This window comes from Yersinia aldovae 670-83 (assembly GCF_000834395.1).
GTDB classification, from domain to species: Bacteria; Pseudomonadota; Gammaproteobacteria; order Enterobacterales; family Enterobacteriaceae; genus Yersinia; species Yersinia aldovae.
The window spans coordinates 1,181,402-1,207,837 of record NZ_CP009781.1 but is presented as its reverse complement, the minus strand read 5'-3'; the positions used below and the strand labels follow the sequence as shown (position 1 = coordinate 1,207,837).

Genomic DNA, 26,436 nt, shown 5'->3' with positions numbered 1-26,436 from the left:
ATGCAGTTTCCTTGATTAACGCGTGACGGCTCGGGCGCTGGCAGTGACTGTCAGTAGTAACAAGGCTACGCAGCCAAACGCCACTGATAAGTTACTTAATTGTGCGATAAAACCAATTACCGCTGGGCCTGCTAAAATACCGGCGTAACCGATAGTGGTAATTGATGCAACGGCCAGATTGGCTGGCATTACGGTTTGGTTACCGGCGGCAGTAAACAAGATAGGCACGACATTCGATGCACCAAGCCCGACTAACATAAAGCCAATAAGCGCAGCGATTGAGCTATCGATACTTATCGCAAAAATGATGCCGACGGCAGCACACAGACTCCCACCTAATAATACCTTGTAACGGCCCAAGCCGTTGACAATCCGATCACCATTTAAACGCCCGAGTGTCATGGCTATGGCAAATACCGCGTAGCCCATACCTGCCTGAGATGAATTCATATCACGTAGAGTCGTCAGGAAGACGGCGCTCCAATCAAGCATTGAACCTTCCGCTAAGAACATCACAAAGCAGAGAAAACCAATAAACATCACCCAGCCACGGGGTAATACAAACAGTGGCCCATCGTGGGGGGCTCCGCTACCCTGTAACAGATTTTTATTGGCGGTTAGTAATAGGATTATCATTAGCGCAACAGTGGCAATAATGGCTGTCAAGGGGCTTAAACCCAACCACAGTAGTGCGCTGACGCCACCAGCGCCGGCAATTCCACCGACACTGAACAAACCGTGGAAGCCCGACATCATTGCCCGGCCACTGGCTTTCTCGACAATCACCGCTTGAATATTCATCGCTACATCTATTATGCCCATAGCGGCACCAAATACTAACAGGGCAAACGCCATCGTAATCGGTGTATTCATTAATACCAACAGGGGTAAGTCGAGGCATAATACCGCCCCTGCCAGTAAAATAACCGCACGACAGCCCCATTTTGCTGTTAGCAATCCGGTCAGCGGCATGGCTAACATTGATCCGATACCAATACACAATAGCAGTAATCCTAGCGATGCATCATTAAGGCCGATACGGTCCTTGGCAAAAGGTACCAGAGGAGCCCAGGCAGCCATACCTAATCCGGCAATAAAGAAGGCCAGTCGAGTCGAGACTTGTTGTGCAACTGCGGGCTGTAATACTTGTTGGCGTGTTTTGGTGGTCATGAGGTATTAGAATCTGTGATTGAGATGAGCAAGCGAATTATAGACAAACGTTTCTACCACAAAGCGAAATCAGGGTCGAAGGGATTTATCTGGATTAGCACAATAGTTAGCGATTTTATGCAGAGGATTCTGTTGCAAGGCTATCGCTGAATAAAAAACCATCTACAGGATGGCCATCGTGATACGTGCTGAGGGTGTGATTTCTGAAATGAATATTACTGATTCTGGGTCGCTTACTCACGAGGAGAAATAGCGCATATTAGTGAGAAGAATATTTGATATCTCGTAGAGTGAATACATCACGTTTAAGTTGCGTGTTTTTCTGTAGGTTTAGGCTATTTGTGCTTAAATAAAATAATGAAACTATACTGTCGGACTGTAATTCTAATTTGTGAATATGCGATCTCTGTAAATATAATTTACTCTGAAGATTACATGAAATAAAAAGCCGGTCAAAGACCGGCCGTTAAACTAACGAGATATCTGGCCGCGTAAGCCACAATGAGGTAAATAGTAAAAATAATGATGATAGCGGATTTATTATAGTTTTTTGGTGTGATGTTGTTCTTGTCAATTTGTGCTGTGAGTTAATTTTAATAACTTACTGTATTTTATGTGTATTATATTTATTCTTGATTATAGGTGCTATATTTTAACAGTTTTCAAAAAATGTGAAAGTTCGCTGTTATTTACATTTAGAAATGATTGTTGGTTAATATGAAACATTATCCTTAACTTGGTAGCATTTTCTGTATAGATTAATCCGAATCTTATTACCACAATAGAATAACCCCATTGGGATTATTTGCTCGAAAGGGCAGTGGCATAGTTAGATCTAATAATAGAGGATAATAACGATGAAACTTCGAGTTCTTTCCCTGCTTGTTCCGGCTTTATTAGTCGCAGGTAGCGCAGGCGCGGCAGAAATTTACAACAAAGACGGTAATAAACTGGATCTGTACGGAAAAATTGATGGCCTGCATTATCTCTCTGATGATAAGAGCAAAGATGGTGACCAGTCTTACATCCGTTTTGGTCTGAAAGGTGAGACACAAATCAATGACCAACTGACCGGTTATGGCCAGTGGGAATATCAGGCAAATCTGAATAAAACGGAAAGCCAGGACAACAATAACTTTACGCGTGTCGGCTTTGCTGGTGTGAAATTTGCTGATTACGGTTCTTTTGATTATGGCCGTAACTACGGTGTGCTGTACGACGTAACCTCATGGACTGACGTATTGCCAGAGTTTGGTGGCGATACTTATGGTGCGGATAACTTCCTGTCACAACGGGGTAACGGTATTGCGACTTACCGTAACACCAACTTCTTCGGTCTGGTAGATGGCCTGAACTTTGCGCTGCAATATCAGGGCAAAAATGACGGTGATGGCGAAACTAATGGCCGCAGCGTATTGACAGAAAATGGTGATGGGTACGGTATGTCCTTGTCCTATGATCTGGGTTGGGGTGTAACTGCTTCGGCGGCAATGGCTAGTTCAAAACGTACTGATGCACAGAACAATCTGGCATTTGGTCATGGTGAGCGTGCTGATGCTTATACTGGCGGCCTGAAATACGATGCCAACAATGTTTATTTGGCGGCTAACTATACCCAGACTTACAACATGACTCGCTTCGGTGATTCTAGTAACGCGAGCAGCGCTTACGGTTATGCTAACAAAGCCCAAAATATCGAGTTAGTGGCCCAGTATCAGTTTGATTTCGGCCTGCGTCCATCAGTGGCTTACCTGCAATCTAAGGGTAAAGACCTTGGTAACGGCTATGGTGATCAGGATCTGATGAAATATGTTGATGTTGGCGCGACTTACTTCTTCAACAAAAACATGTCCACCTATGTTGACTACAAAATCAACCTGTTGGATGAAAACAACTTTACCAAAAACGCGGGTATCAGCACTGATGATATCGTAGCGGTTGGTTTAGTTTACCAGTTCTAATCCTGATTTTAGGGTAGGTACTGAGAAAAACGCGGTCATTTGGCCGCGTTTTTTTGTGTCTGTCATCAAGATATTGTTTGCCTGGCAATGTTACAGCCGCATATCTGCACGTAAATGAGTACTCCACAGGACAAACAAAGCAACGCCAATACAGCCAAAACGCGCTGTATTTTTGACCTCACTGCTTTTTTTTGACCAATTTTGGCATGAAGTTTAACCAAACGAATCGAATTTCTATTTTTTCTGAATGAAACACTAGACATATCATCACGCTATAGATGATAATGCCGCTCATTGGAAGGATGGCCGAGTGGTTTAAGGCAACGGTCTTGAAAACCGTCGACTGTAACAGGTCCTAGAGTTCGAATCTCTATCCTTCCGCCAAATTAAAACCCCAGTCTTTGTAAAAAGACTGGGGTTTTTGCTTATGGCATTTTAGCGTTATATCGTCACTCTACTGATTAATTATTTGAATTTACTGAAAATGGAAGAGTCTTTAAATCCATTGTCATGTTTGATCTTGCTTAACTGCACTTCTAAGGCATCATTTTTATCTAACTTTAGCGTGCGAATAGTGTCTCTCAATGTGGTGTAATCTTTTTCCATTTGCTTCCGATACAATCGGGCCTCTTGATTATCCTCAGGACAGTCTGCTATCCGAGATTGCAACAGGTTGAGTGCAGTACCTAGATCCTCTTTAAAATGAGTTGTAACAGCCTCGGCTCGGGGGCTTGCCGGCAATTTTATAAGCTCGCTGGGGCCATTACTCAGCTGGGTTAGCGCATCTTCCCATGCATCCGGTTTCCTTATATTTGCCAGCAGTTCTCGCGCTTGAGTAAACACCGTATCTTGCTTCTTCGACACTTCCAAATCAGCTTTGGCCGTCTTGAGAGCGGCCATCACATGTTCTTTCGCTGTGCCCTCCGACAACTGGCTAGCGCGAGCTTCTAGTTCAGCCAATGCTGCGGCCATTTGAGGGTGATAGACCGCTTTGACAATGTCGTCTTTTACCAACTTGCATTTTTCGCCGATATCTATTAACTCATCACCTTTTTTAGCTAATGCATTGATTCTATCCTGGAAATTGTCCCGCTTTAGACAAAGGTTCAATTTGCTCCATGGTTTCACGCTGCCTGATGACTTTGTTGGTGGGCTGCTGCGCATCGGCGGTAACACGGTAACTATCCGTTGAGAATAGGTGCTGCTGTTTGATCTGTTCCCAACAGTTGTCTAGTGCTACTGACAACGGCCCGTTGTCCTCCTGCACCATTATGTCTCTGATACTGAGAAAAAGTTCCACCGGAAATTCTGAAGAATCTTTAATTCGTGCTTGCAAATCGGCCATCATGTGAGCCAGCCGCAATTGTGGGCGAACGTCTGCAATGCGTTTACGGTCAGTTTCACTAAATAATGTTTGGGTTCCGGGGAGGGCCGCTTCCAGGTAGCTCATCTCAGTATTGATTTCTGTTTTGTTCAGTGGCTGCTGTGCTACCTGCTCTAGCTTTTCACTCCATTTTTCCACCACTGCGTTGACAAAAGTATGATTTATCTTCTCGAAGAGGCTTTGTTGCTTATCTCTCCGTTGGTTTAGCTTATCAAGCGCATTATCAATGCATTTATCATTTGCGGTTACTGGCGTATCTGGCGGCGACCTTAGTGCTTGCAGATTGGCAACAAGCTGCTGACATTGATATACCTGTTCGAGTTGCTTGTCGAACTCGGTATTGTCATACATGTTGGTGTGCAAGAACTCATGGCACAAGTTAAGGTCTTTGACAACGCTTATGCTTTGTTGATTGGCTAATTTGGCGACAGAATCAAAAGCAACTCTATTGCCGTTGGCCTCAAGAACCTCGGGGTTCAATTGGAATGTTCCCGCATGAGTTTTCCCCTCGCTATCAACGTGGTTAATCATGTAAGTCGATACAATACTGGCGAGGATGCCTGTATTGAGTGGGGTATTTGAGCACGCAATGTCGGGGATTTGGTGCCCATCAATGGTGAGGGTTAATTTGATTAAGTCCGCATTCTGCATGTGACTTGAATGGCTGCTCTCGTTGTGACTAGATGCGTAATTGATGGCTAGCGTCATCTGGCGCGATTTATCCTCATCCATCAATTGGAACAGATTTTCGAGGGCATTCCAGGTTGTTTCTATGGAACCAGGATCGTCGACGGATTGTGCGGTTTTGCCCGCACCGTAAATCTTGTCGTAAATCTCACGCAATTGATCTTCTTTATCCACCAAACTCATGCCAGGCAAATTATTCAGCAATTTGATAAAGAAGTTTTTGAATGCGTCCCAGCCTTCGAGCTTAGTTGCACCTTTTAAATCGCCGGTTAACATGGAATGCAATTGTGTTTCGGTGATGCTTGGCCCGTGGTCGATAATAGTCATACTCATGATGTTCTCCAACTGCACATTGATAAAGAACTCATGCTATGAAAATGCCCAATAGGGAACTATCGGGTGAAAAATGGATACGCTCCCTCCCAGCAATAAGGCTGACGGCATAACGCCTTAATCTGTCAAACCTAACCGACGCGAGCAGTTGAGCAACTCGGTGACTTTATGTACGTTCAGTTTTCTCATGATATTTAGCCGATGGGTTTCTACGGTTTTCACGCTGATACATAGCCGTTCACCAATCAGCCGGTTGGTATAGCCATCGGCGATGAGCCTCAGGATCTGGCGTTCGCGCGGCGTGAGTATTTCTGCACTTTCATTATTAACACTCAGCGCCAGATTAATCGCTTCGCGGTTGAGCGCCGGATCGACATAACGCTTATTCACCGCGACAGTTTGCAGTGCAGCTAACAGCACCTGGCGACTGCTATTTTTCAATACATATCCCATCGCGCCTGCCGCCAGTGTTCGTATAGCCATAAACTCCTCCATATGCGCGGTGTAAGCCAAAATGGCCATTTGCGGCCAGCGACAGCGCAGTTGTGGAATAAGGTCTAATCCGTTAATACCGGGCAACCCGAGATCAAGCACCACAATGTCGGGTTGATGAATGCGACAGGCATTGTAGACCTCAAGGCCATCATCAATATGCGCGATAATACGAAAGCGCGGGTAAGGAGAGAGCAGGCTGATAATGCCGTTGATGATCAGCTCGTGATCGTCGACCAACAGAATTTTATGATCGTGCATGTTAACTTCCTCTTAATAAAAAGCGGCCGTTGCGAAGGCCGGCCTAAGCACCCAAAGACAAATCTAACGCATGGCGTAGCTCGGTGATCTCTTCCACCGCTAATGGCAGCCCGTGTTGTACTCGGTTTTCCATATCAATCACGCTGCACACTAGCGGGCTAAGCCCCGCCTGGCCAAGGCAGCCTTTTAAGGTGTGCAGCAGCGCGGAGGTTTGCTCCTTATTGTTCAGATGTTGTTCAAGTTCTCCTAGCAGCGTATGCAGGGCACGGTGGATCTTTTGCCGCATTCCGACGTCATCAATCAGCAGCAACGCACGACCAAGCAGGCAGTCTTGCTCTTGCAGCGGAATATCGCGCTGAAGTTGATATTCCGCAGCGATGCTGATCCCATCGGCTAACTGTGCCAGCGTGACCGGTTTGGTTAGGTAGTGCTGCATTCCTGCTCGTTTGCAGCGGGCAATCTCCTCCGGTGCGGTGTTGGCAGACAGCGCCATAATCATGCAGGCGGGATCTTGGTTATTTACATCATTTCGCCACCGTTGAGCACACTCCATCCCGTCCATCGTCGGCATTCGAATGTCCATCAGCACCAAATCAAAGCGCTGCTGTTGGCCTTGAATTAACGCTTCTTTCGCGTTGGCGGCGACGGTGACATCCTGTTCAAGAGACGCCAGCATCATGCCAATAATGTCCCGGTTGATGGCGGCGTCATCCACCAACAGAATGCGTAACCGCCAGGGCTGAACTGGCAGAAGTTCGGCCTTATTATCTATTTCACCGGAGAGGGCATGAACCGCCGTTTCACGTAGTTTTCCTGGCAGGAAGCACAGGTCTTCAGCTGAAAATGCGTTTTCCTGCTGTGCTATCTCACAACAAATTCCCCACGCTGATAATTGGCGATGCAGAGCCAACGGTGCGGCAACCTCCCCACTCAATGGTGTCGGTTCACGATGAGGCCCCAAAGGAAGAAGAAATGAGATACAGGTACCCAGGCCGGAAGAGCTATGTAGCTCCAGCCAGCCGCCCATCATTTTCGCCAAATTAGAGGCAATAGTCAGCCCCAGCCCGGTGCCCTGAATATGTCCCTGGCTTTGGAAGAAGGGTTCAAAAACTGCTTTTTGATCGGCGAGCGAGATGCCGTGCCCGCTGTCGCTGACGGCAAAAATCAGCCGATCATTACAGCGCTTAACAGTGAGACAAATACCGCCATTCTCAGTGAATTTAAGCGCATTTCCCAACAGGTTTACCAGTATTTGCCGCAAACGCATACCGTCGACCTCAAGGTGCAGTGGTACTTTGTGGCCCACAAATGTTTTTAGCGCCAGGCCTTTAGTTTGCCCCGGCCCTTGAATGGTATGCATTGCTTGATCCAGCAACGGCAACAGGGGCGTTTCCTCAACGTGCAATGAGAGTTGCCCCGATTCGATCCGTGAAAAGTCGAGTAAGTTATTGATAATGCCAAGTAAGGAGAGCGTACATTGGCTGGCGGTATTTGCCAGCCGAGACTGTTTATCACTCATCGGTGTCATCTGTAACAGTTCCAGCGCGCCCAGAACGCCGCTAAGTGGTGTGCGTAATTCATGGCTAATGGTGGTCAGATGGCTGCTTTTGCGCTTGTTGGCCTGTTCAGCCTGCTGTTTGGCAAGGGTGAGTTCTCGCGTGCGTTCAGCAACGGTGTTTTCCAAGTTGTCGTACTGGGTACGTAGGGTATCGAGCAGTAAATTATAAGCGTGGGCAATACTACCTAATTCATCCTGACGGTTTTCAGGCAATCGTGCAGATAGTGAGTTTGGCCCTGTTTTGGCGATGATATCGACAAAATCCCACAGCGGACGCGCCAGATAACGATGCAGTAGCCAGAACAGCATAATTGCCAGCAGCAACAGCGTGGTGAGTGCAAAAGGTAACTGGCTTGCCACAATGCCCAGCATCCGTTTTATCACGCCGCGAGTCGGGTACAAAATCACCTGCTGCCAGCCGGGGCCTTTCAGTTGGCTGCGCAGCACAAGGTAACCGGGAATTTGCTGCCATCCATCGCGTAGCGTGGTCTTGAACAACAACGTCTGAAGGTCTTTGGCTTCATGTGCTGGCAGGTGGGAGAAGGGCAGGATCTGATTGTGTTGATCTAGCCAAAGGCTGATGTCGCTATCTGAAACGGGGTTACCATAAGAGAGTAAATCGTTTAATTTTACCGTTAGCCCAGTAAGCACTTCATGAGGGCCAGCCGCTGCGATCGAGATGCTCCAGCCAGTACCCGCAATGTACTCTGGTTTTCCCCAAAACAGATTGTCATGGGTTGCCCGCAACGGAAGCTGCCCCAGTTCGGTCTGGCGGCGGGTGAAATAGTCAGCCGAGTGTTCGCGCGGTGGTAGCAGGGAGAGGCCAAAGCGCCGATCGAGAATAAAGCTATCGAGGTAGTAGGTTTGACCTGCGGTGCCATAAACCTGGATAAAGCTTAGGTCTTGAGCTTGTTTATCTTGCGGAGTACATATGCTTGAATCAATAGGGAAATAGCGGCTTTCGCTCTTTGCGGCCAATGCAGCGTCTACCGGAACGTAGTGATAAAGACCATAGCTGTGTGCCAGTGCCTGAGCATCACGTTCAGCACCCTCAAATCGATGATTGCTCAATCCCACTCTTAGATTCGAGATATGCGATAAATCTTCGAGCAAGCGCTGGCGGTTTTGGTTTAATGAAACATAAGTGGTAGAGAATATAGTGATAAGCCAAATGGTTAGCAGGCCAATTGAGATAAAAAGCGTTAGTTTACCCACTAAGGAATGCTGTGTTTTCATTATTTTTATCCTTAGAAAAAGCCCCTAAATGAAATGCCGCAGTCTGTATGATGAATTAAATAAAATTAGCTAAGTATAAAAATAGTAATAAATACTTAGGGAATTATTTAATTAATTTGTAAGGGGATATAATGACAAGCCTGTGGTAAATGGTAATCAGGTCTTTTACTGATGTACGCCTAAGGGTTTTCCACTGAGTATGACTTTGCTATTTAGGAGGTCGTATCGATGCTTAATAAATTAAAAAAAATCCCTCTATTGGGTGACGTACATATTTCAAGCGCAGATGGAACGGTATTGATGAAAACTGAGGGCCGGGCGGCGCGTGGATATTTATGTACGCATTCTTTCGTTCTGGCTATTTTTATTGACACTCTCGAAAACTTCCCTCAGGAAGCTGTGAGATATATCACGTTACTGCTGGCAGGCTGCCCAGACATCCATGATTACTCATTGCAGTTGTCATCGGAAGGGGGGGGGCTATGTTGTTATTATGACAAAAATATGACTGCTGAAATAATGGCCGCAGAAATTGAGAAACATTTAGCTTTAACGAGATATTTAGCGAGCAGACTCTCTTGTTATCAACGTTATGATAGGCGAGGGAATGATGAAGTTAAATAAAGCAATAATTCTCCCAGCGATGTTTTTCAGTATCATGGCACATAGCCAAACATTAACCTGGAAAGGAAACGATTTTTCGTTACGGGCGCGAAAAATACCGCTATCGGCGGTTTTACAAAATCTTGCGGAAAACTACGATACGCAGGTCATTATTGATCCCTCGATCACTGATGTATTTAGTGGGGTAATCGCAAGTGCGCCACCGGTCGATATTTTAAATAGAATTTCAACACAATATAATCTGGCGACTTATCTGGATGGTAACACGCTGTTTATTTACCCGTCGTCACAAGTGACACACCGTGTCATTACGCTAAACGCGCTGCCTGCCAGCTCTTTCATTCGCTATTTGCAAAAACGTGACGTACCGGCGCGTAATAGCTGCGAGGTGCGCAGCATTCCCAGTGTCAACGCGCTAGATATCAGTGGTGTTCCCGCCTGCCTGTCACGCATCACGCAACTAGCCTCAATGTTGGACGGTGAAATAACCAAGCGACAAGACGATGCGGTGAGTTTAACCGTCTATCCCCTTAAATATGCCACCGCTGTTGATGATCGCTACCAGTACCGAGACCAGACGGTCGTGGTACCAGGAATCGTCAGTGTGCTGCGTGATATGAACCGTGGTAGCGCCCCCACCACCAACACCAGTTCCCCCGCGACACAGGGGCTACCGATGTTTTCGGCTGATCCACGCCAAAATGCGGTCATCGTGCGTGACCGCTCGGTCAATATGGCGGGCTACCGCAAGCTCATCAGTGAACTCGATCAACGCCCACAGATGATTGAAATCTCAGTGACGATTATCGATGTCGATGCTGGGGATATCAGTCAACTTGGCATTGACTGGAGTGCCGCGGTTTCTATGGGCGGCGGTACGCTCTCTTTTAATGGTCCCGATAGTAATACCGGAGGCGGCTTTTCCACTGTTATCAGTAATACACCCAGTTTTATGGCGCGTCTGGTCGCACTGGAGAAAAACTCTCATGCATACATTTTATCGCAGCCGTCGGTGGTTACGCTGAATAACATTCAGGCGGTATTGGATAAAAATATCACTTTTTACACCAAGCTTGAGGGCGACAAAGTGGCTAAATTGGAATCGATCACCACCGGCTCGTTGCTGCGGGTAACCCCCCGTTTGCTGGAGGATAAAGGTAAGCAAAACATCATGCTGAGTCTCAATATTCAAGACGGCCAGCAAAATGCGCCGATCAGTCAAAGCGAGCCACTACCACAGGTACAAAACTCCGAAATAGCTTCGCAGGCCACGCTACAAGCGGGGCAAAGCCTGCTGTTGGGCGGATTTAAACAAGATAAACAGGTGCAGGTGCAAAATAAGATCCCACTGCTGGGGGATATCCCCATTATTGGCCATCTGTTCCGCAGTGATATTAATCAAACCAATAGCGTCATTCGCTTGTTCTTAATTAAGGCCACGGTCGCTAACAGCGAAAATAATCATGGATAGCGAGTGGAAAATTCGGCTCCTCGGCGGCGTTCTTCATGGGCGTGAGGTGTGGCTGTCTGATGGCCAGCTCTCGGTGGGGGAACGAGGCTGCGATCTTTGTATACCGCTTGATAATGAAGGCAAAGTCATACTGTCGGCGATGAATGGGCAACTGTTTATTGATGCAGGAAATGCCATCGTGCGGGTGAATGGCCGCCGACACAAACGCGGATCACCTTTACCCGCAGAAGGGATATTGCAGACTTTCGGGCTGGCAATGGCTTTCGGCAACCAAAACGCTAATTTATCAACCTATCAACTGCGTTCCGGCTCGCCCGTTTTTTTGTGGCTGATGGCGCTGGTATTGGTGCTGCTGGTGGGGGTTTCTGGCGTGGTGTTTTGGATAAGCAATACTGCCGTACCACCGCAGAGTATCGCGACACGGGTTAACGTGCTGCTGCGACAAACAGGGCTGACGCAAACCAAGGTCAGTTGGGGTCAGGATGGCACGCTGCAACTATCAGGTTACTGTCAAAACAGCGCATCGCTGCAAACGGCACGCTTAAAACTCGAGTCATGGGGGGTATTGTACCGCGACAATGTGGTATGCACCGACCAATTAATCAGAGACGTGCGTGATGTGCTCACCCAGGCTGGGTATGCCGATGCGCAGGTGACCAGCTTCGCACCAGGGGAGGTACGGATCAGGGCTGATATCACGATGGGAAAACGCTGGGCGGCAATTCAACCGTTGCTGGCTGAACTGCCGGGGTTAACACATTGGCAAATTAACAATCCCCACGAGGCTCAGGGTAAGGCCATTATTGATGCATTAATACAAAATAGATTGGCAGGAAGCGTTAGTGTCACGCCGGTAGGTCAGGCGTTTGTGATGAGTGGCGTGCTTAATGCGCCGCAGCAGCAAATCTTTAATCAGCTGTTTGACCACATCCGCGAACAGTATCCCGGTATCGCACTGAGCTACCAGAATGTTTCAGCCTCAAGCGAGGGCAGCCAACGATTTCCATCGCCTATTGCCGCGATAGTGCATGGTCGGCAGGGGATCTACCTGGTATTGGAAGACAGGGAGCGGTTAAGAATAGGCAGCCAGCTCCCTGATGGCAGCGAGGTGGTCGCCCTAAACGACCATGCGGTGGCGCTCAAATACCAAGGGTCATTGATTAACTATCCCTTTAATTTTTGAGTGGAGAATATCATGCCAACGCTAACTGATTTAGAAGATAGCCTACGCGATTCAGATGAACAAACCAAAGAACGCTTAATGGCATTAGCCGCTGTATACCATCGGCTGATAGTTGCGATGCAGGGGCCAGCTAGCCGAGAGCAATATCAGCAGTTCACCTTATTGTTGGAAGCGGTCATTCAGGCCGAAGATATTATCAACGTGATTTACTTTCGATATCATAATCACCGAATAAATATCACTGAATAATTTTTAATGATAACTATCCAGTTATAAGTCCGGTCAGGGAAATAACGTTAAATCCCATGAGTCAACATGACGATTACGATGAGGTAGCGCTATGAAAACAACTTTCGAAGCGGAGAAAAGAAGAATAGAGCGAGAATATTCGCGTCTACAAAAATACTTTTCACAATTTACCGAGCTAAAGCAGTCAATCGCAGCATTAGTGGCCAATGCGCCAACTGACCCGCAGGCAAAAAGGAAACTTAATCAGCTTAATCAGCTCTTCCCGGAGGGGATAGACGGGATGGATCACCATGCCCGGCAGGATATGAAAACGTTAAGCGTGGCACTGAAAAAATTGAAATCGAGAATAAATCACGCAGTTTCAAATTCAGCGAACTAACTGAGGATAATATTATTAGCGTACATATCCCTATTAATAATATATCCGATTCCGAAATTCCTGATGTGGGGAATTATAGCACTGAAAAACAGGACGGGTATGATTATGGCGCAGTCAATAAGACTGCCAGACGTGAAACGTCGGGTGTAGCTAATTATCACACGACACCTCGGGTTAGTGAGGATAACGACTACTTTGGACATAATAACGATCAAGATAATATTTTCGCATTCGGTTATTCGGTACTTGAGGATCTTGAGTTGGTATTACAAAAAATAGCTAACGATCTTTATGGCGCGATCAAGAGCAGTACTGAGCGTGCGCGTAATACGCAAAATATGTCAAACCGCATGGATGAGGTGATTGCTGAGGCAGCTAAAGGTGACGATAAAACTAAAGAGAAAGTACCGGATGATGTCGTCAAATACATGCGCGACAACGGTATTTTGGTCGACGGTATGACCATCGATGACTATATCAGCAAACATGGAGGATCTGAGGGGTTAGACAAAGGCTCTCTCCAGGCTATCAAGGCCGCGCTCGACAACAGCGCGAATCGCGACACGGATTTAATGACTCAAGGCCAATTAAGCATTCAGAAAATGACCCAGGAGATCAATGCAGTTATCACGCAGATGACGGGATTACTCAGTAAATGGGGCGATTTATTGAGCATGATCGCACAGAAAATGTACTGATGAGTATGCCAATGAACGCCAAAGAAACGCAGGCCATAGTGCAGTTTTTCCAGCAAGGCGGCGCGCTGCGCATGTTGCTGGATAAAGAGGTGAGTGCTGAGCTGGATGTGCTATTTCGCTATGCCAAACAGCTAGCGGGTGTTGGTGAATATGGTGCAGCAGCGCGATTATTCAAGGTGCTCACCCTTTACGATGCCTGGTCGTTTGATTATTGGTTTGAACTCGGCGCGTGCTGTCAGGCGGATAGCGCCTGGGTCGATGCTATCTATGCCTACGGGCGTGCAGCGCAAATTCGGATTTCAGCAGCACAAGTGCCCTGTGCCGCCGGTGAATGTTACCTCGCCTGCGGCAATCGGCCTTTGGCAGCCAAAGCCTTTCGTGCCGCGTTGTTTGTGTGCGGTGAAGCGTGTGAAAAAGAGGTGATGGAACAGGCAAATATCCGTCAACGCGCACTGGTGGGTTTGGCTAAAACAGGAGAAAAAGATGAGTCGGATACTGATGGACGGCGTTCCCCGCGCTAACACCGAGCTTCACGGCATAACCCTTAAGCCCCAGACCGCAAGTGTGGCGAGTGGCGCACTTGGCTACCGTATCAGTGGCGATGTAAAAAGTATTTTCGACGATGACCGCCAGCGTCAGGAGGCGGTGCCTCATGTCACTCTAATGCAGGCCGAAACCGCATTGCAACAGTTACTCAGCGCAGGGCCAACTGGCGTGCGCAAACCGACAATACGTGACGTGATGGAAATGGACCCAATGATGTTATCGATGATGATGACGCAGTTGGTGCTCAATGTTTCCGCCAATAACGGTAGCTCAATCTGTAAACAGTTGGAACGGGCAACAGAGGTGCAAGCGGAGCTGCGTAATAAGCAGGTAGCGGAGTATCAAAAGCAGATCAATACGGCGATTGAACAGTCCGATCAGGCACGCAAAGCAGGGATAACGAATGCGTTGTTTGACTGGATTATTGGTGGTGTTGAGGCCATCGTCGGCGTACTGAAAATGGCTGAAGGTATTCTTACCGCCGACCCATTGGCGGTAGCCGATGGTGCGGCTTATTTTTCTGCCGGAATGGCTGGAATGGTAAAAGCGGGGGCCGAAACCGCACTGTTATTGGGAGCGGATAAAGAAACCTGTAACGGAATTATCAAAGATGCTGGTGTAGCGCAAAACGTCTGTGAAGGCGTGGCACTTGCGTTGGATGTTATGCAGATTGGCCGTGGTATCAGTGCTGCGCGTGCCGTGACGAAGGCCACCGAGGAAGTATTAGAGTCCGGCATAGGTAAACAGTTGGTAGAAGCCGTTGCCAAAGGCGCGGAAGACGAACTAAAAGTGTTAGCTGAAAAAGCAGGGCAAGAAGTGAGCCGTGTATTGGGCAAGGATTTTGGTATGGCGGTCGAGCGGGAGATGGTCGAGGTTGGTGATATGGCGATCGAAGCCGCAGCGCATGAGCTTGAATCTGAAGCGAATTTAGTCCGTAGCATCGGCAAGAGCTTCACCCGTGAAGGTGTGGCGAAACTGGTGACCGCAGCCATTGAGGATGCAGCTAAAGGGCTGCTCAAAAAAGGGGAGGAGATCGTTGCTGAAAAACTGCGTGATGCCATTTTGCAGAAGTTACGCAGAAGCATCATTACCACGGTGATCCGAGACGGTACCAGCAAAGCGCTACAGGTGACGCGTGCCACAGCCAGCGGTGCGGAGAAAATTTCAGCGGCAATCATTGCCAATAGAACCGCTGAACTGCAAAAAATCATTGAAAAACTGATTGTTCAGCAAGGTTTGATTGATTTTACGCAGAACTGGACTGAAGACCACAAGAAAACACAGCAAAAACAGCTTAATGAGTCCTACCAAAACGCCGCAGATGCGATCAACCGCGGTTTAGACATCATCAATAACAGTGGTACGGCGCTGGAGAGTATTGCCGGGTCCAGAGCCTAAGGAGAATGTATGAGTGAGCTTAATATCACAGGACTGGCGCGATGCCAACCTATGGGTACTGAAGATGTGAACGGTGAATTGCCGATGGGAGTAAACACCGTAATTGTGGATAAATGGCCGTTGAGCAACGCACAAGCGAGCCTCAAATCGTTCGCCAGCGAGGGCCGCCCGCCGGTGCAGATTGGCGGCAGCGATGCAATTCATGGCGGCGGTAGCGCGTCGATAAATCCAGACTCATTTTTCGCCATGTTTGATGAAATCTGGAGCAAGCTGCTCATGCTCGCCAAACAGTTGCGCGATACCATGCAGTTCTATAACCAGAAGAAGCAGGAGCTGGGCTGGGGGCTAGAGATAAATACGCTCAAACAAAGTTTTAAAGCCATTGATGATAGCTATGAGGCGGCCAAGTCGGCGGCGATAGGCGGGTTGTTTGCCGGTGTTTTCACCCTTGCCGGTGCGCCTTTTGGTGAGGCAGGGATGTCAGTGGGGAATGCGGCTGGACAGGCGGCGAATGGGATTGCGAATTGGGTTTCAGCGAGTAAAACCCGCGAGGCCGACGCTGAAAAAGCCATCGCTGATCTACAAAATAAAGGGGCACAATCGTATGCGAAAACCCTTGATGACACCCTGATGAAGGCGCGAGAGATCATGCAACAAATGATGGATATGGGGCGCAGCCTCGTTGAGGTATTCAGCCAAGTATTGCGCGCGATTTCGCACTAATGCCGTAGGGGGATTAATGGATGAGATAACGCGTCAACTACGTTATGAGGGGCTGCATCCACAACCTGCGTTTTTAGCAGGCTGTGGGGGGCTGATAGGGCAGCAGGTCGAGCTTTATCCCTACCGGCTAGTTTATCGGCTTGACGCAAATAACCTCATTCTGTGCAGTTTTAACCGTGCGCCAGAGAGCGTACCACAACTGTCATCGCTGATTCGGCTGTGGGGGATATTGTGCCGTTTATTCCACCGTACTCCCTGGCTCAACAGCGTCAGAATGTTGGTCATCACCGAGGTTTTTGATCCGCATGTGGCCGCCCAGCGCCGGCGACTGGTGCGGTTGTTACACCGCCTGGGCGCGATGGCGGTACTTATTGATGGCGATAACTGGCTAGAAATACCGTTCGCCAGGCTACTCAATCGACGAAAATGGCTCTGATAGTGGTCTATCGCCCCGGCAATCGAGCACGGTATTTTAGGAGACACCCTATGAAAACAACATCAAATGAGCATGAGCAACATTGCTACCAAAGCGCCGTCGTTAAAGAAGCAATGGCGCTCGATCCTGAGACGGTTTATGCCCAAGGATATGCCGCCTGGCAAGAGGGGCGCTATGACCGTGCTCTGATTGATTTCGGCTGGTTGGTGATGTCACAACCGTGGAGCTGGCGTGCTCATGTGGCACTGGCAGGCGCGTTGATGATGCAAAAAGAGTATGCAATGGCGATGAATTACTATGGTTATGCGCTGATGCTTGACGCCTGCCACCCAGAACCTGTCTATCAGATGGGTGTGTGCCTAAACGCGCTGGGAGAGCGGTCGTTAGCGAGAGAAGCATTGCAAACGGCGCTGACCATGAGCTATGACGACCCTCTTTACAGCAGTGTACGCGCTAATGTTGAGTTGATGTTGAGCCAATTGCTGACTTAGCGTGTATTGCTTCATTTTGGAGGCCGATAATGCCCAATATTAGTCCGGGATGCCCGCAATCCCCCTATGTTGATGGCCCTCGTTATGCCCCTGAAACCGTTGGCACCCAGGTTCTCGCACCTACGCTGATGGCTCCGGGCAGCCAGATAACATCAACAGAGAATCCGATCAGCGAAAGTCGCCGGCTAGAGCGCAGGGCGCACACTTTTTATTTCATTCAGCATTTGGTGCGTTTCAGTATGTCGGCAATCTCTTTTGGCCTGGCGGTGGCGGCCGCAGTGCTTTCTGGGGGCGCGGGAATACCTATTGCCGTCGTTGCGGGGGCGGCAATGATCATTGCCGCCGGAGACGCCGGTTGCGCTTTGTATAATATGATTCAGGTGCGTAACGATCGTCAGCCACTGGTCACTAACAACGACTGTATTGTTTTGGCCGTCAAAGAGCTGATGGAGCACTGCGGTTGCTCCTCGCAGCATTCTGAGAATATAGCCGACGGCACTTCGTTTGTAATCCGAGCCGGTGTGGCGCTCTCGGCAGCACTTTTCCCCCAGCTTTTGCCCGCCGCGCATTTATCGGGCAGCACCGCCGAAATCCTGGGCGATATCTCGGCTGGGGCAACAGCGTCGCTGACCGTTGTCGGGGCAATGTTAGATATGCACACGGCACGGGTTGAACGCCGGCAGAAAACGGTCGTTACCACCGCTGTACAGACTGAAGAAGACGAAAGCAAGGTCAGTGACGAGAAAATTCAGGAGTGGATCACTGGGATCATCAACTGTTATCAGCGCCATATAGCTCAACCACAGAGGTTTCAGAGTCACATCTAATGCTAGATATCACGCGCAGCCGACAGGGTATTGTTGATGACACAGATGTACGGCAAATGTGGCATGGCGAGGGAGATAAACTGCCGGTTCCCGTACTCCCTGAACCGCAATATGCACAACCCGTTGAGGCTGCGGCCGCTAACTGTGACGCTGGCCAGAAAAAGATGTTGGCGAGTCTGGCCAGACGGATTATTAGCACCTTTCCTGCCGCTCTGTTTAGCTGGCAAGCGGTGGTGCTCGGTGGACAGCTTTTGTGCTGTAGTGCCGGTATCGTGCTGACGGTGGTCAGCGGGGGCGCTGCGCCGTTACTCATACTGGCAGGGATTGGGCTGGCAATAGCCATTGCGGATATAGCTTGTCTAATTCACCACCAGCGCCACGGTTTGCCGATGGAGCATGACAGCATTGCCAACGCGGTCTATTTCATTGCTCGATGCTTTTTTGAACAACAGAAAAGTCAGGATCTGGGTTCGTCAGTCTCGTTAGGCGCGCGCGTGTTGCTTACCGCGGTCGTCGTCGGCCAGCCATTTTGGTGCACCTCTCTGGGGCTAAACTTGCCTATTTTTCGTCAGATAAGCATTGCGAGCTACAGTGCGCTGGCATTTATGCGCTATGGCGCGGTAGGCCGTCCTATGACTGGGCTACAGGTCAGTGTTCCCTTCTTTCGCCTGCTGGCACGCCTGTTTCCCAATGAGGACGTCAACGGTGCCACCAGATGATTCAGGTTTACACCTGATAGGTAACTTAACGCAGACGACCATAATTCACTGAGCGAACCGTCGCGTTTGGTTGTTAAGGTTCGCTTACCGGAGGTCATTATGAACGTTGAGCAACTGGTCGATACGCTATCGCGTTTGGCACATCAGGCAGGGCAAGCAGTAGAAGACAAAATGAATGGCGAGGATCTCACTAACCCTGAAGCCATGCTCAAAGCACAATTCGCCGTGCAGCAATATTCCACCTTTATTAACTACGAGAGCGCGATGATTAAAACTATCAAAGACATGCTCAGTGGGATCATTGCCAAAATATGATCTTGTTAACCACGAGTGAGCGTCAATTACTGGTTGAAGTCGCCTTCGCGGGCATCAATCACGGCCTGCAACGGCAAGTACGCGCTATGTTGCCAGCCTTACCTCAACTGGTGGCCGACAAGGATATGCAGGCGGTTTGTTTGGCGGTGCTGCTTGCCGGGCTGGATGAGCCAGAGCGGGCGCGCCAGACATTGGCCGACGTCAATCTGCCTGAGGCCGAATCACTGAGAAACTATTTCACCTGATCACCGGGGAGTCAGCCCATGAGTATGATTAACAGCAGTGCAGCCACAGACTTAGCCGCCAGCGCCAAAACACTCAACGCACCCGCGTTAAGCGTCGCAAGCAGCGAGAAAGTGACGGCATTCAACAAATTGTTATATGCAGGCACGCCACAGGGCGACGTCGGAGCATTATCGCCGCCGCAAATGTTAGTGCAGCAAGCCAATATCCTCAGCACCACGGTAGGCGTGGATCTGGGGGCTAAGATTGCCGGTGCGGTATCCCAATCGGTTAACAAACTGGCGAACATGACATGAAATGGGCGCGCTGTGTGCTGATATCCGCACTGGCCCTGTTGCTCACAGGGTGCCGTGTGGATCTTTACAGTGCGCTGCCTGAGGAGGATGCCAACCAAATGTTGGCAATCCTGATGCAGCACAATATTGACGCTGATAAGCAACTTGTAGCAGGTGGCGTCACGCTGCGAGTTGAAAAAGCGCAGTTCATCAATGCGGTTGAGCTGCTGAGATTAAACGGATTTCCACGCCGCAGCTATATCTCCGCAGACACCATGTTTCCGCCCAATCAGTTGGTTGTGTCTCCGGCGGAAGAGCAGCAAAAGATTTTGTTTCTAAAAGAGCAACGCATCGAAAACATGCTCAGTCAAATGGACGGTGTGGTGCATGTGGATGTCACTATTGCCTCGTCTGGTCCCGATGAAGAGGGCGCGACGGGACAGACATCGGTGGCGGTATTTATTAAGTTCTGGGCGCAGGTCAACCTGGTGGCATTACGCGTACAGATAAAAAATCTGGTTGAGAAATCGATCCCCGGAGTGCAGCAAGATCAAATCAGTATTCTGATGCAGCCGGCGGAATTCAGAATGTCGAGCGTGGTGAATGTTGACCAGGCACCCCAGTTGAGGGCGATACAGTGGCTAACCTTACATCGCTGGCTTTTGATACCGATATTAATGGTGGCGATTTTGGCGTTCATCGTGCTGGCACTGATGACGTGGCGCAAACGGCGCTAGTACCAAACTTACCGCAAGAGGCGGTGTTACAACTGCATCGTTATCTCTGGCTACCTGGGCGTTATGCCCATCGGAGCTGGTTAGCCGCGCTGGGCTTCATGCCTAAACCCGGCTGGCAATATGGTCAGCAACCGCAGTTAGACAGCTACCTGAATCAGGCGTTGCGGGCGCGGCGAGGAACGCCACGGCTACCGACGCGGCTCAACACGCGGCAACAGCGAATGGTACGGCTGGCACCCAAAATGACCGCATTCGCACTGGCTATTGGACTGCTCAAACTGGGATGCAGCGATTATCTACTTTTACCTGACTATCGGCAGGCCATCCTGGGTTGGCTTGATGATGGTCTAATTTGGCTGCTGTTTGGCCTAAGCTGCGGCAAATGTCGGGCGCTGTTTTCACCGATAGACCTCATCACTAACGCGATAAAAATCGGTACCGCAGTGCTGTATCGTGCAGCGCAAGATGATCCGGTTTTGTATGCGGTGCTGATTATGTTGCCACCGTGCGAACGGGCGCTGTGGCCGCAAGTGCCCATGCTGGCGATGAATTTACTGGAGCAAGCGCTATGTCCCGATGCCGAATACCGTTAACCGAGTTTGACTGGCAGCCACCGGCCACGCGCATTATTCCTGCGATGCTGCTTGAAGCGCAGTATCGGCAGGCTAAGGTGTTGAACAGCGCGGAGAAAGAGGCCGCTGCCATCATCAATGCGGCGCGACGAAAAGCGGAGGGAATCATCCGCGAGGCCCATAAGACACAGCGCCAGATGCAGACACAGATGCGGCAGGAGCAGGATCGTATTCGGCAGGAAACACTCAGCCGCTGCGAAGCACAGTGGCTCCAAACCCATGTGACCGCACTGTTGCAGGACGAAGCGCGAGAAAAGCAGGTGGTCAGGGCGGTATCAGCACGCATTCAGCGCAGCCTTGAGCAGGTACTCAGCGCATGGTTCGACCAGCAACCTATCGAGAAGACGTTGTGTGGGCGATTAGCCCGGCAGGCCGAGCAGATGGCCTGTGAAGGAGCGTTAACGCTGCATATTCATCCTTCAATGCAGGAAGCCATGCTCGCTGAGTTTGGTGCGCGATTTACCCTGGTTCCTGAAGCTGACTTTACGCGCGATCGCGCGGTTTTAGCCTCGCCTCAACTCTCTGTCGCATTCTCACTGAGTAACCATTTTCAGCAGTTACTCACCTGGCTGCGCACCGTGCCCCCTGAAACCGGAGATCTTGATGAGAATAGTGGATACCACACACGCGATAAACAGTGAAACGGCGCTTCACCCGCTTAATGTACACGTTGAAAACACGGCTTCACCGATGGATATGGCGTTGCAGGAGCTGCAAGAAGCCTCGGGCAGCGCACTCACCGAAACGCTGGAAGATATGGGCATGGCGCTGGGGGGGCGGCTACGCGACTATCAGCAAGCGGATGTGACCGAACGTCAAGAGCTGAGGCAGCAGGCGTTGTTGAAAATGGTGCAACGAATGCAGCAACAGGAAGGCGGAATATCACCGCAACTGATGCAGCAGGGATTAAGCCAAAATATCGGTCAGCAGATCCTAAGTGTTGCCTCCTTGCTAACGGCTGATGGCGTCGAGCGCAAAAAAAGAAAAACGCTGAACCAGCAGCTCGCCGAGCTAATGGCACAAGAGGGCTGGGAAGTGGCGTTATTCGGCATATTAGAGCTTGGTCATATAGATAAGGGCGTTTTAACACAGATTAACCGCTTGTTTCAGCAGGCGATGGATGAAGAGGCTATCTCGTTGGCCGAATGGTTCCAGCGCATTGTGGCATGGCCGGACCGACGACAGCGGGTCAGAGTGTTGTTACGCCTGATGGCTTTTGAGCTTTCTGCCTGCGTTGCTGGGGGGCAGCAACAGCGGTTAGCCGCAGTACTGGTGCGCCTGCGCCGCCTACTGCTGTTTTTGGGGCTGGAAAAAGAGTGTCGGCGGGAAGAAGCTATTTGCCAGTTGCCTGCGGAGTCACTACTCCCCTTACTGATTGATATAACCAACGAAAGCTGGGTTTTCGAGGAATGGATGATGTCGCGGTTGACGCCGTTGGTGACTTCTCGCAGCCTGCTTAATCGGCTATTGCAGCAGTTGGATGCACTGTTTTTGTTGATGCCAGAACACTGTTTTAACGATGAAGAACAACGTGAACAAGTCATCACCGTGTTACGTGGGATGAAGGGGGATCAGGCTATCACCTGATTCCGCACCTGCTCTGCATCTGGAACTCTGTGTCCATGTTGAGGTGGAGGTATAAATGACGTTAAGTCTGGTCACAGAGCGCAATATCCAGTTGTTTATGCAATTAGCGCAGATGCCCTCCTGCCGTGTGAGCACGGATATGTATTGGCAGACAGCCACGTATGAAACCTATCTCAATTATCGCAGAGGGCGTATGCATATTAGCCAATGTCTGCCGCTGGACTCTTATGACAGCAATCTGTTGCTGCTTGCGCTACATCGCTGGCAGCCTGCCCGCTTTGCGGGTATCCCTCAACGATTTTTCCAACTCCGTCGTGGCCTGGTAATGAGTTGTTCTCCTGCCGCAGACAGCGCCGCCGAGCTATGGCTACTGCTACATCGCCGTCAACAGGCTTTTCTGGAGTCGCTATGCAAACCCCAATGATCAGCATGAAAAGAGTTCAGCAGGGGCTGGCTGCCTGTTCAGGGCGACAAGATATCATCCTGGCCGTGGTGCTGCTCATCGCGATCGTGATGATGATCCTGCCGCTGCCAACGTTCATGGTGGATATTCTGATCACCATTAACATCACCTTTTCGGTGATTTTGCTGCTGATTGCCATCTATATCAACGACCCACTGGATCTGTCCGTTTTCCCGTCGCTGCTGTTGATTACCACACTGTATCGTCTTTCATTAACCATCAGTACCTCGCGTTTGGTACTGCTGCAACATGATGCGGGGGATATTGTTGATGCCTTCGGTCATTTTGTGGTGGGGGGAAATTTAACGGTGGGGGTGGTCATTTTCACCATTATCACCATCGTGCAATTTATCGTGATTACCAAAGGCACTGAGCGCGTGGCAGAGGTTAGCGCCCGCTTTTCACTGGACGGAATGCCTGGCAAACAGATGAGCATTGATGGTGACTTGCGTGCTGGCGTCATCGACGCTAATCAGGCGCGAGAATTGCGTCAATATGTTCAGCAAGAGAGCCGTTTCCTGGGCGCGATGGACGGAGCAATGAAGTTTGTAAAAGGTGATGCTATCGCTGGGATCATCGTGGTTCTGGTTAACCTTATCGGCGGCATCATTATCGCGGTGGTGCAATACGGTATGTCGCTGGGGGATGCGGTACAGACCTACAGTGTTCTTTCGATCGGTGACGGACTGTGTGGCCAGATCCCTTCGCTCCTGATTTCGCTCAGCGCGGGTATCATCGTGACCCGAGTGCCCGGTGAGAAAAAGCAAAATCTTGCCAGCGAATTAACCACCCAGCTTGGCAGACAACCGCAGGCGCTGATGCTTACCGCCATCGTATTGATTTTATTCGCCGTAATACCGGGATTTCCTTTCCTCGATTTCTTCGTGATGGCGGTGCTTTCGGCGCTGCCATTTCTGTTTATTTGGCGTCGTACACGCCAGCCACAGGGAGAGACGGCGAGAGCGGATGAGATGACCGATGATGCCATGCAACCCGGTGCACGCCCGTTAACGCTGCAACTGATGCCTGAACTCAATACCAACACGCTGGCAAGAGATATTGATGCCGTTCGCTGGGCGCTATTTGAGCAGTACGGCGTGCCTTTGCCTGAGGTAAACCTTGTGATCGATGGTAAGTGCGCAGTGCAAGGGATGAGCGTGTTGATTTATCAAGAACCGGTATTTTCTCTGCCAATACCGATGGATCAACCTTGTTTGCTCCTCAAGTCTGATGACCAGATAGAGGGCCGCGTACAACCTCTGCCGGATGGCATGGGGAGTATCACCTGGCTGTCAGAGGATGCGGGCAAAAAGGCACAAGGAATGGGGTTAGTGGTCGTGGAGGGCAATCAACGCATTACTGCGCTGCTACGGCGGGTATTACTCCGTCACATGGCTGAATTTATCGGCGTGCAGGAAGCGCGTTATCTGATGGATGCGATGGAAAAGCGCTATTCCGAATTGGTCAAAGAGCTACAGCGCCAATTACCGATCAGCAAAATCACCGAAACCTTGCAGCGTCTGGTGGCGGAAGGGGTATCGATCCGCGATTTGCGTATGATTTTCGGCACTTTAATCGAATGGGCACCACGCGAAAAAGATGTACTGATGTTAACCGAATACGTTCGCATAGCGCTACGCCGTCATATCTTGCATCGATTAATACCGCAGGGGGAGCCACTGCGTGCGCTGCGTATCGGTGAGGGGATTGAAAACCTGATTCGAGAGTCGATTCGTCAGACCTCGATGGGCACTTATGCTGCGCTCAGTCTCCCACAGAGCACGCGCATATTGGGCTTAATCAACGCGGCGCTGAGTGAGCATGGTGATTTGCGTATCGTGACCTCGGTCGATACGCGCCGTTTTCTGCGTAAAATTATTGAATCGAGTCTGTTTAGTCTCTCGGTGCTCTCATGGCAAGAACTGGGGGATAACTGCGCGGTACAGGTGGTACACAGCATTGATCTTAGTGCTGAGGAGTTAGCCCTTGATGAAGCGTAAAACCGACTCGTTATTGAGTGCATTAGAAAGGAGCCTCACTCCGCTCGATGAACCACCCAATGGATATACCAAAACCGGACGCTTGCTGCACATCGGTGCGACCCTGCTAACGGCCTATCTTCCCGGCGTTTTTATGGGGGAGGTTTGCTGTTTACTGCCACAAGGGGCATTAGCTGAAGTCGTGGGGATCGACGGTACTCACGCGCTCCTTTCGCCGTTTATCAGCACCGCCGGGTTGTATTGCGGGCAGCAGATTCAGCCGCTGGCACGGCGGCACCGTGTTCCGGTGGGACAAGATCTGCTAGGGCGTGTGATTGACGGCATGGGGCAGGCTTTAGATCGTGGCCCCGAACTGCAAGGGCCGTGGCGTGACTACGATGCCCCTCCGCCGTCGCCGTTGACGCGACAGTTAATTGAAAGGCCCATGCTGACGGGCATTCGCGCTATCGACAGCTTATTAACGTGTGGTGAAGGGCAGCGTATCGGTATTTTTGCGGCGGCGGGCGTGGGGAAAAGCACCCTGTTGTCGATGCTGTGTCGCAGCCCCGATAGTGAGATAAATGTGCTGGTACTTATCGGTGAGCGAGGTCGTGAGGTCCGTGAATTTATTGAGCAAACGTTGGGCGAAGAGGTGCGCCGCCGCTGTGTGATAGTGGTTTCAACGGCTGACCGGCCTGCGCTTGAGCGAATGCGAGCGCTGTTTGTTGCCACCACGATTGCCGAAGCGTTCCGCGACCAAGGCAAACGCGTCTTGCTGTTTGCGGATTCCCTCACGCGCTATGCCCGCGCCGCTCGGGAGATTGCGCTTGCCAGTGGTGAAGTGGCGGTGCCAGGCAGTTACCCCCCTTGCGTTTTTGCCGCATTGCCACGCTTGCTGGAGCGGGCAGGCAAAGGGGAACGCGGCAGTATCACCGCATTTTATACCGTGCTGGTGGAGGGAGATGACATGAACGAGCCGCTAGCTGATGAGGTCAGATCGCTGCTAGACGGCCACATCGTTCTCTCGCGTCGGTTGGCCGAATCCGCCCATTTCCCCGCAATTGATGTTCTGGCGAGCCTAAGCCGCATTATGCCGATGGTCACCAGCGCCGAACACCGGGCGCTGGCTAACGCACTACGTAGCCAACTCTCGGTATACCGTGACGTCGAGCTATTGGTGCGGGTGGGGGAGTTTAAACGCGGAGAGGATTCGCAGGCCGATCACGCGGTGGATAGCTATCCCGCCATTTGCCATTTCTTGCAACAACAGGGTAATGAACCATGCAATATCGACGAACTGCTGCCACAGCTACGTTATCTGACGGGCAGCTGATGCTGCACTGTTTACTCAAGATCAAAGAGCGCCGGGAGGATCGATT

The 26,436-nt window shown here is 50.1% G+C and carries 29 protein-coding genes and 1 tRNA gene; 25 read left to right on the top strand and 5 right to left on the bottom strand.

What is annotated here, in order from left to right:
* Window positions 1-15: 15 nt before the first annotated feature.
* Window positions 16-1,170 (bottom strand): MFS transporter, encoded by a 1,155-nt coding sequence (locus AT01_RS05625; RefSeq protein ID WP_042546415.1) that lies wholly within the window; start codon window positions 1,168-1,170, stop codon window positions 16-18.
* 857 nt (window positions 1,171-2,027) lie between these two features.
* Between AT01_RS05625 and AT01_RS05620 the strand changes: the two genes are divergently transcribed.
* Together AT01_RS05620 and AT01_RS05615 are read left to right on the top strand one after the other, a co-directional pair.
* Window positions 2,028-3,131: a porin OmpC gene (locus AT01_RS05620; protein WP_042546414.1), complete on the top strand. Its 1,104-nt coding sequence runs from the start codon at window positions 2,028-2,030 to the stop codon at window positions 3,129-3,131.
* Window positions 3,132-3,427: 296 nt separating this feature from the next.
* Window positions 3,428-3,515, top strand: a tRNA-Ser gene (locus AT01_RS05615).
* An 81-nt stretch (window positions 3,516-3,596) separates the two neighbouring features.
* Here AT01_RS05615 and AT01_RS05610 read toward each other — a convergent pair.
* The 4 genes from AT01_RS05610 to AT01_RS05595 all read right to left on the bottom strand — a co-directional run bounded on the left by AT01_RS05610 (window position 3,597) and on the right by AT01_RS05595 (window position 9,082).
* The gene (locus AT01_RS05610; protein ID WP_042546413.1) at window positions 3,597-4,241 is read right to left on the bottom strand and encodes a hypothetical protein; all 645 of its coding nucleotides are present in this window, start codon (window positions 4,239-4,241) and stop codon (window positions 3,597-3,599) included.
* The gene (locus AT01_RS05605; protein WP_042546412.1) at window positions 4,204-5,535 is read right to left on the bottom strand and encodes a hypothetical protein; all 1,332 of its coding nucleotides are present in this window, start codon (window positions 5,533-5,535) and stop codon (window positions 4,204-4,206) included. Before AT01_RS05605 ends, AT01_RS05610 begins: the two co-directional genes overlap by 38 nt.
* A gap of 117 nt (window positions 5,536-5,652) precedes the next feature.
* On the bottom strand, window positions 5,653-6,288 hold the full coding sequence (locus tag AT01_RS05600; protein ID WP_042546411.1) for a two component system response regulator: 636 nt from the start codon (window positions 6,286-6,288) through the stop codon (window positions 5,653-5,655).
* Window positions 6,289-6,331: 43 nt separating this feature from the next.
* Complete coding sequence (locus AT01_RS05595) at window positions 6,332-9,082, bottom strand: two component system sensor kinase (RefSeq protein WP_042546410.1); 2,751 nt, start codon at window positions 9,080-9,082, stop codon at window positions 6,332-6,334.
* A gap of 228 nt (window positions 9,083-9,310) precedes the next feature.
* Between AT01_RS05595 and AT01_RS05590 the strand changes: the two genes are divergently transcribed.
* From AT01_RS05590 to AT01_RS05480, 23 genes are all read left to right on the top strand, one after another.
* Window positions 9,311-9,706: a pathogenicity island protein gene (locus AT01_RS05590; protein WP_042546409.1), complete on the top strand. Its 396-nt coding sequence runs from the start codon at window positions 9,311-9,313 to the stop codon at window positions 9,704-9,706.
* The gene (locus AT01_RS05585) at window positions 9,693-11,177 is read left to right on the top strand and encodes an EscC/YscC/HrcC family type III secretion system outer membrane ring protein (protein WP_042548507.1); all 1,485 of its coding nucleotides are present in this window, start codon (window positions 9,693-9,695) and stop codon (window positions 11,175-11,177) included. The genes AT01_RS05590 and AT01_RS05585 overlap by 14 nt, the downstream gene beginning before the upstream one ends.
* Entirely contained in the window at window positions 11,170-12,360 is a 1,191-nt protein-coding gene (sctD, locus tag AT01_RS05580) for a type III secretion system inner membrane ring subunit SctD (RefSeq protein ID WP_042546408.1), read from the top strand. The genes AT01_RS05585 and sctD overlap by 8 nt, the downstream gene beginning before the upstream one ends.
* Window positions 12,361-12,372: 12 nt before the next feature.
* Window positions 12,373-12,609, top strand: coding sequence for an EscE/YscE/SsaE family type III secretion system needle protein co-chaperone (locus AT01_RS05575; protein ID WP_042546407.1), 237 nt, complete (start codon window positions 12,373-12,375; stop codon window positions 12,607-12,609).
* 91 nt (window positions 12,610-12,700) lie between these two features.
* On the top strand, window positions 12,701-12,988 hold the full coding sequence (locus AT01_RS05570; RefSeq protein ID WP_042546406.1) for a hypothetical protein: 288 nt from the start codon (window positions 12,701-12,703) through the stop codon (window positions 12,986-12,988).
* 65 nt (window positions 12,989-13,053) lie between these two features.
* Window positions 13,054-13,686, top strand: coding sequence for a type III secretion system translocon protein SseB (sseB, locus tag AT01_RS05565; RefSeq protein WP_042546405.1), 633 nt, complete (start codon window positions 13,054-13,056; stop codon window positions 13,684-13,686).
* Entirely contained in the window at window positions 13,686-14,207 is a 522-nt protein-coding gene (sscA, locus tag AT01_RS05560; RefSeq protein WP_235427242.1) for a CesD/SycD/LcrH family type III secretion system chaperone SscA, read from the top strand. The genes sseB and sscA overlap by 1 nt, the downstream gene beginning before the upstream one ends.
* A complete protein-coding gene (gene sctE / locus AT01_RS05555; RefSeq protein ID WP_235427237.1) occupies window positions 14,170-15,630 on the top strand; it encodes a type III secretion system translocon subunit SctE in 1,461 nt (486 codons plus the stop codon). Before sscA ends, sctE begins: the two co-directional genes overlap by 38 nt.
* Before the next feature lie 9 nt (window positions 15,631-15,639).
* Window positions 15,640-16,353, top strand: coding sequence for a type III secretion system translocon protein SseD (gene sseD / locus AT01_RS05550; RefSeq protein WP_235427232.1), 714 nt, complete (start codon window positions 15,640-15,642; stop codon window positions 16,351-16,353).
* 16 nt (window positions 16,354-16,369) lie between these two features.
* Window positions 16,370-16,789 (top strand): type III secretion system effector protein SseE, encoded by a 420-nt coding sequence (gene sseE / locus AT01_RS05545; protein WP_004700445.1) that lies wholly within the window; start codon window positions 16,370-16,372, stop codon window positions 16,787-16,789.
* Between the two features lie 50 nt (window positions 16,790-16,839).
* Complete coding sequence (locus AT01_RS05540) at window positions 16,840-17,280, top strand: SycD/LcrH family type III secretion system chaperone (protein WP_042546403.1); 441 nt, start codon at window positions 16,840-16,842, stop codon at window positions 17,278-17,280.
* A gap of 29 nt (window positions 17,281-17,309) precedes the next feature.
* Window positions 17,310-18,107: a hypothetical protein gene (locus tag AT01_RS05535; RefSeq protein ID WP_042546402.1), complete on the top strand. Its 798-nt coding sequence runs from the start codon at window positions 17,310-17,312 to the stop codon at window positions 18,105-18,107.
* A complete protein-coding gene (locus tag AT01_RS05530) occupies window positions 18,107-18,826 on the top strand; it encodes a pathogenicity island 2 effector protein SseG (RefSeq protein ID WP_042546401.1) in 720 nt (239 codons plus the stop codon). The genes AT01_RS05535 and AT01_RS05530 overlap by 1 nt, the downstream gene beginning before the upstream one ends.
* A gap of 99 nt (window positions 18,827-18,925) precedes the next feature.
* Complete coding sequence (gene sctF, locus AT01_RS05525) at window positions 18,926-19,141, top strand: type III secretion system needle filament subunit SctF (RefSeq protein WP_004700450.1); 216 nt, start codon at window positions 18,926-18,928, stop codon at window positions 19,139-19,141.
* Entirely contained in the window at window positions 19,138-19,386 is a 249-nt protein-coding gene (locus AT01_RS05520; protein WP_042546400.1) for an EscG/YscG/SsaH family type III secretion system needle protein co-chaperone, read from the top strand. The genes sctF and AT01_RS05520 overlap by 4 nt, the downstream gene beginning before the upstream one ends.
* Window positions 19,387-19,404: 18 nt before the next feature.
* Entirely contained in the window at window positions 19,405-19,680 is a 276-nt protein-coding gene (gene sctI / locus AT01_RS05515) for a type III secretion system inner rod subunit SctI (protein WP_042546399.1), read from the top strand.
* Window positions 19,677-20,396: an EscJ/YscJ/HrcJ family type III secretion inner membrane ring protein SsaJ gene (ssaJ, locus tag AT01_RS05510; RefSeq protein WP_042546398.1), complete on the top strand. Its 720-nt coding sequence runs from the start codon at window positions 19,677-19,679 to the stop codon at window positions 20,394-20,396. The genes sctI and ssaJ overlap by 4 nt, the downstream gene beginning before the upstream one ends.
* Entirely contained in the window at window positions 20,297-20,989 is a 693-nt protein-coding gene (locus tag AT01_RS05505) for a type III secretion system domain-containing protein (RefSeq protein WP_235427231.1), read from the top strand. Before ssaJ ends, AT01_RS05505 begins: the two co-directional genes overlap by 100 nt.
* Window positions 20,965-21,669, top strand: coding sequence for a type III secretion system stator protein SctL (gene sctL / locus AT01_RS05500; protein WP_042546397.1), 705 nt, complete (start codon window positions 20,965-20,967; stop codon window positions 21,667-21,669). The genes AT01_RS05505 and sctL overlap by 25 nt, the downstream gene beginning before the upstream one ends.
* On the top strand, window positions 21,632-22,615 hold the full coding sequence (locus AT01_RS05495; protein ID WP_042546396.1) for a TyeA family type III secretion system gatekeeper subunit: 984 nt from the start codon (window positions 21,632-21,634) through the stop codon (window positions 22,613-22,615). The genes sctL and AT01_RS05495 overlap by 38 nt, the downstream gene beginning before the upstream one ends.
* Window positions 22,616-22,670: 55 nt before the next feature.
* Entirely contained in the window at window positions 22,671-23,039 is a 369-nt protein-coding gene (locus AT01_RS05490) for a type III secretion system protein SsaM (protein WP_042546395.1), read from the top strand.
* A complete protein-coding gene (locus tag AT01_RS05485) occupies window positions 23,024-25,078 on the top strand; it encodes an EscV/YscV/HrcV family type III secretion system export apparatus protein (protein ID WP_042546394.1) in 2,055 nt (684 codons plus the stop codon). The genes AT01_RS05490 and AT01_RS05485 overlap by 16 nt, the downstream gene beginning before the upstream one ends.
* Window positions 25,068-26,390 (top strand): EscN/YscN/HrcN family type III secretion system ATPase, encoded by a 1,323-nt coding sequence (locus AT01_RS05480; protein ID WP_042546393.1) that lies wholly within the window; start codon window positions 25,068-25,070, stop codon window positions 26,388-26,390. The genes AT01_RS05485 and AT01_RS05480 overlap by 11 nt, the downstream gene beginning before the upstream one ends.
* Window positions 26,391-26,436: the final 46 nt, after the last annotated feature.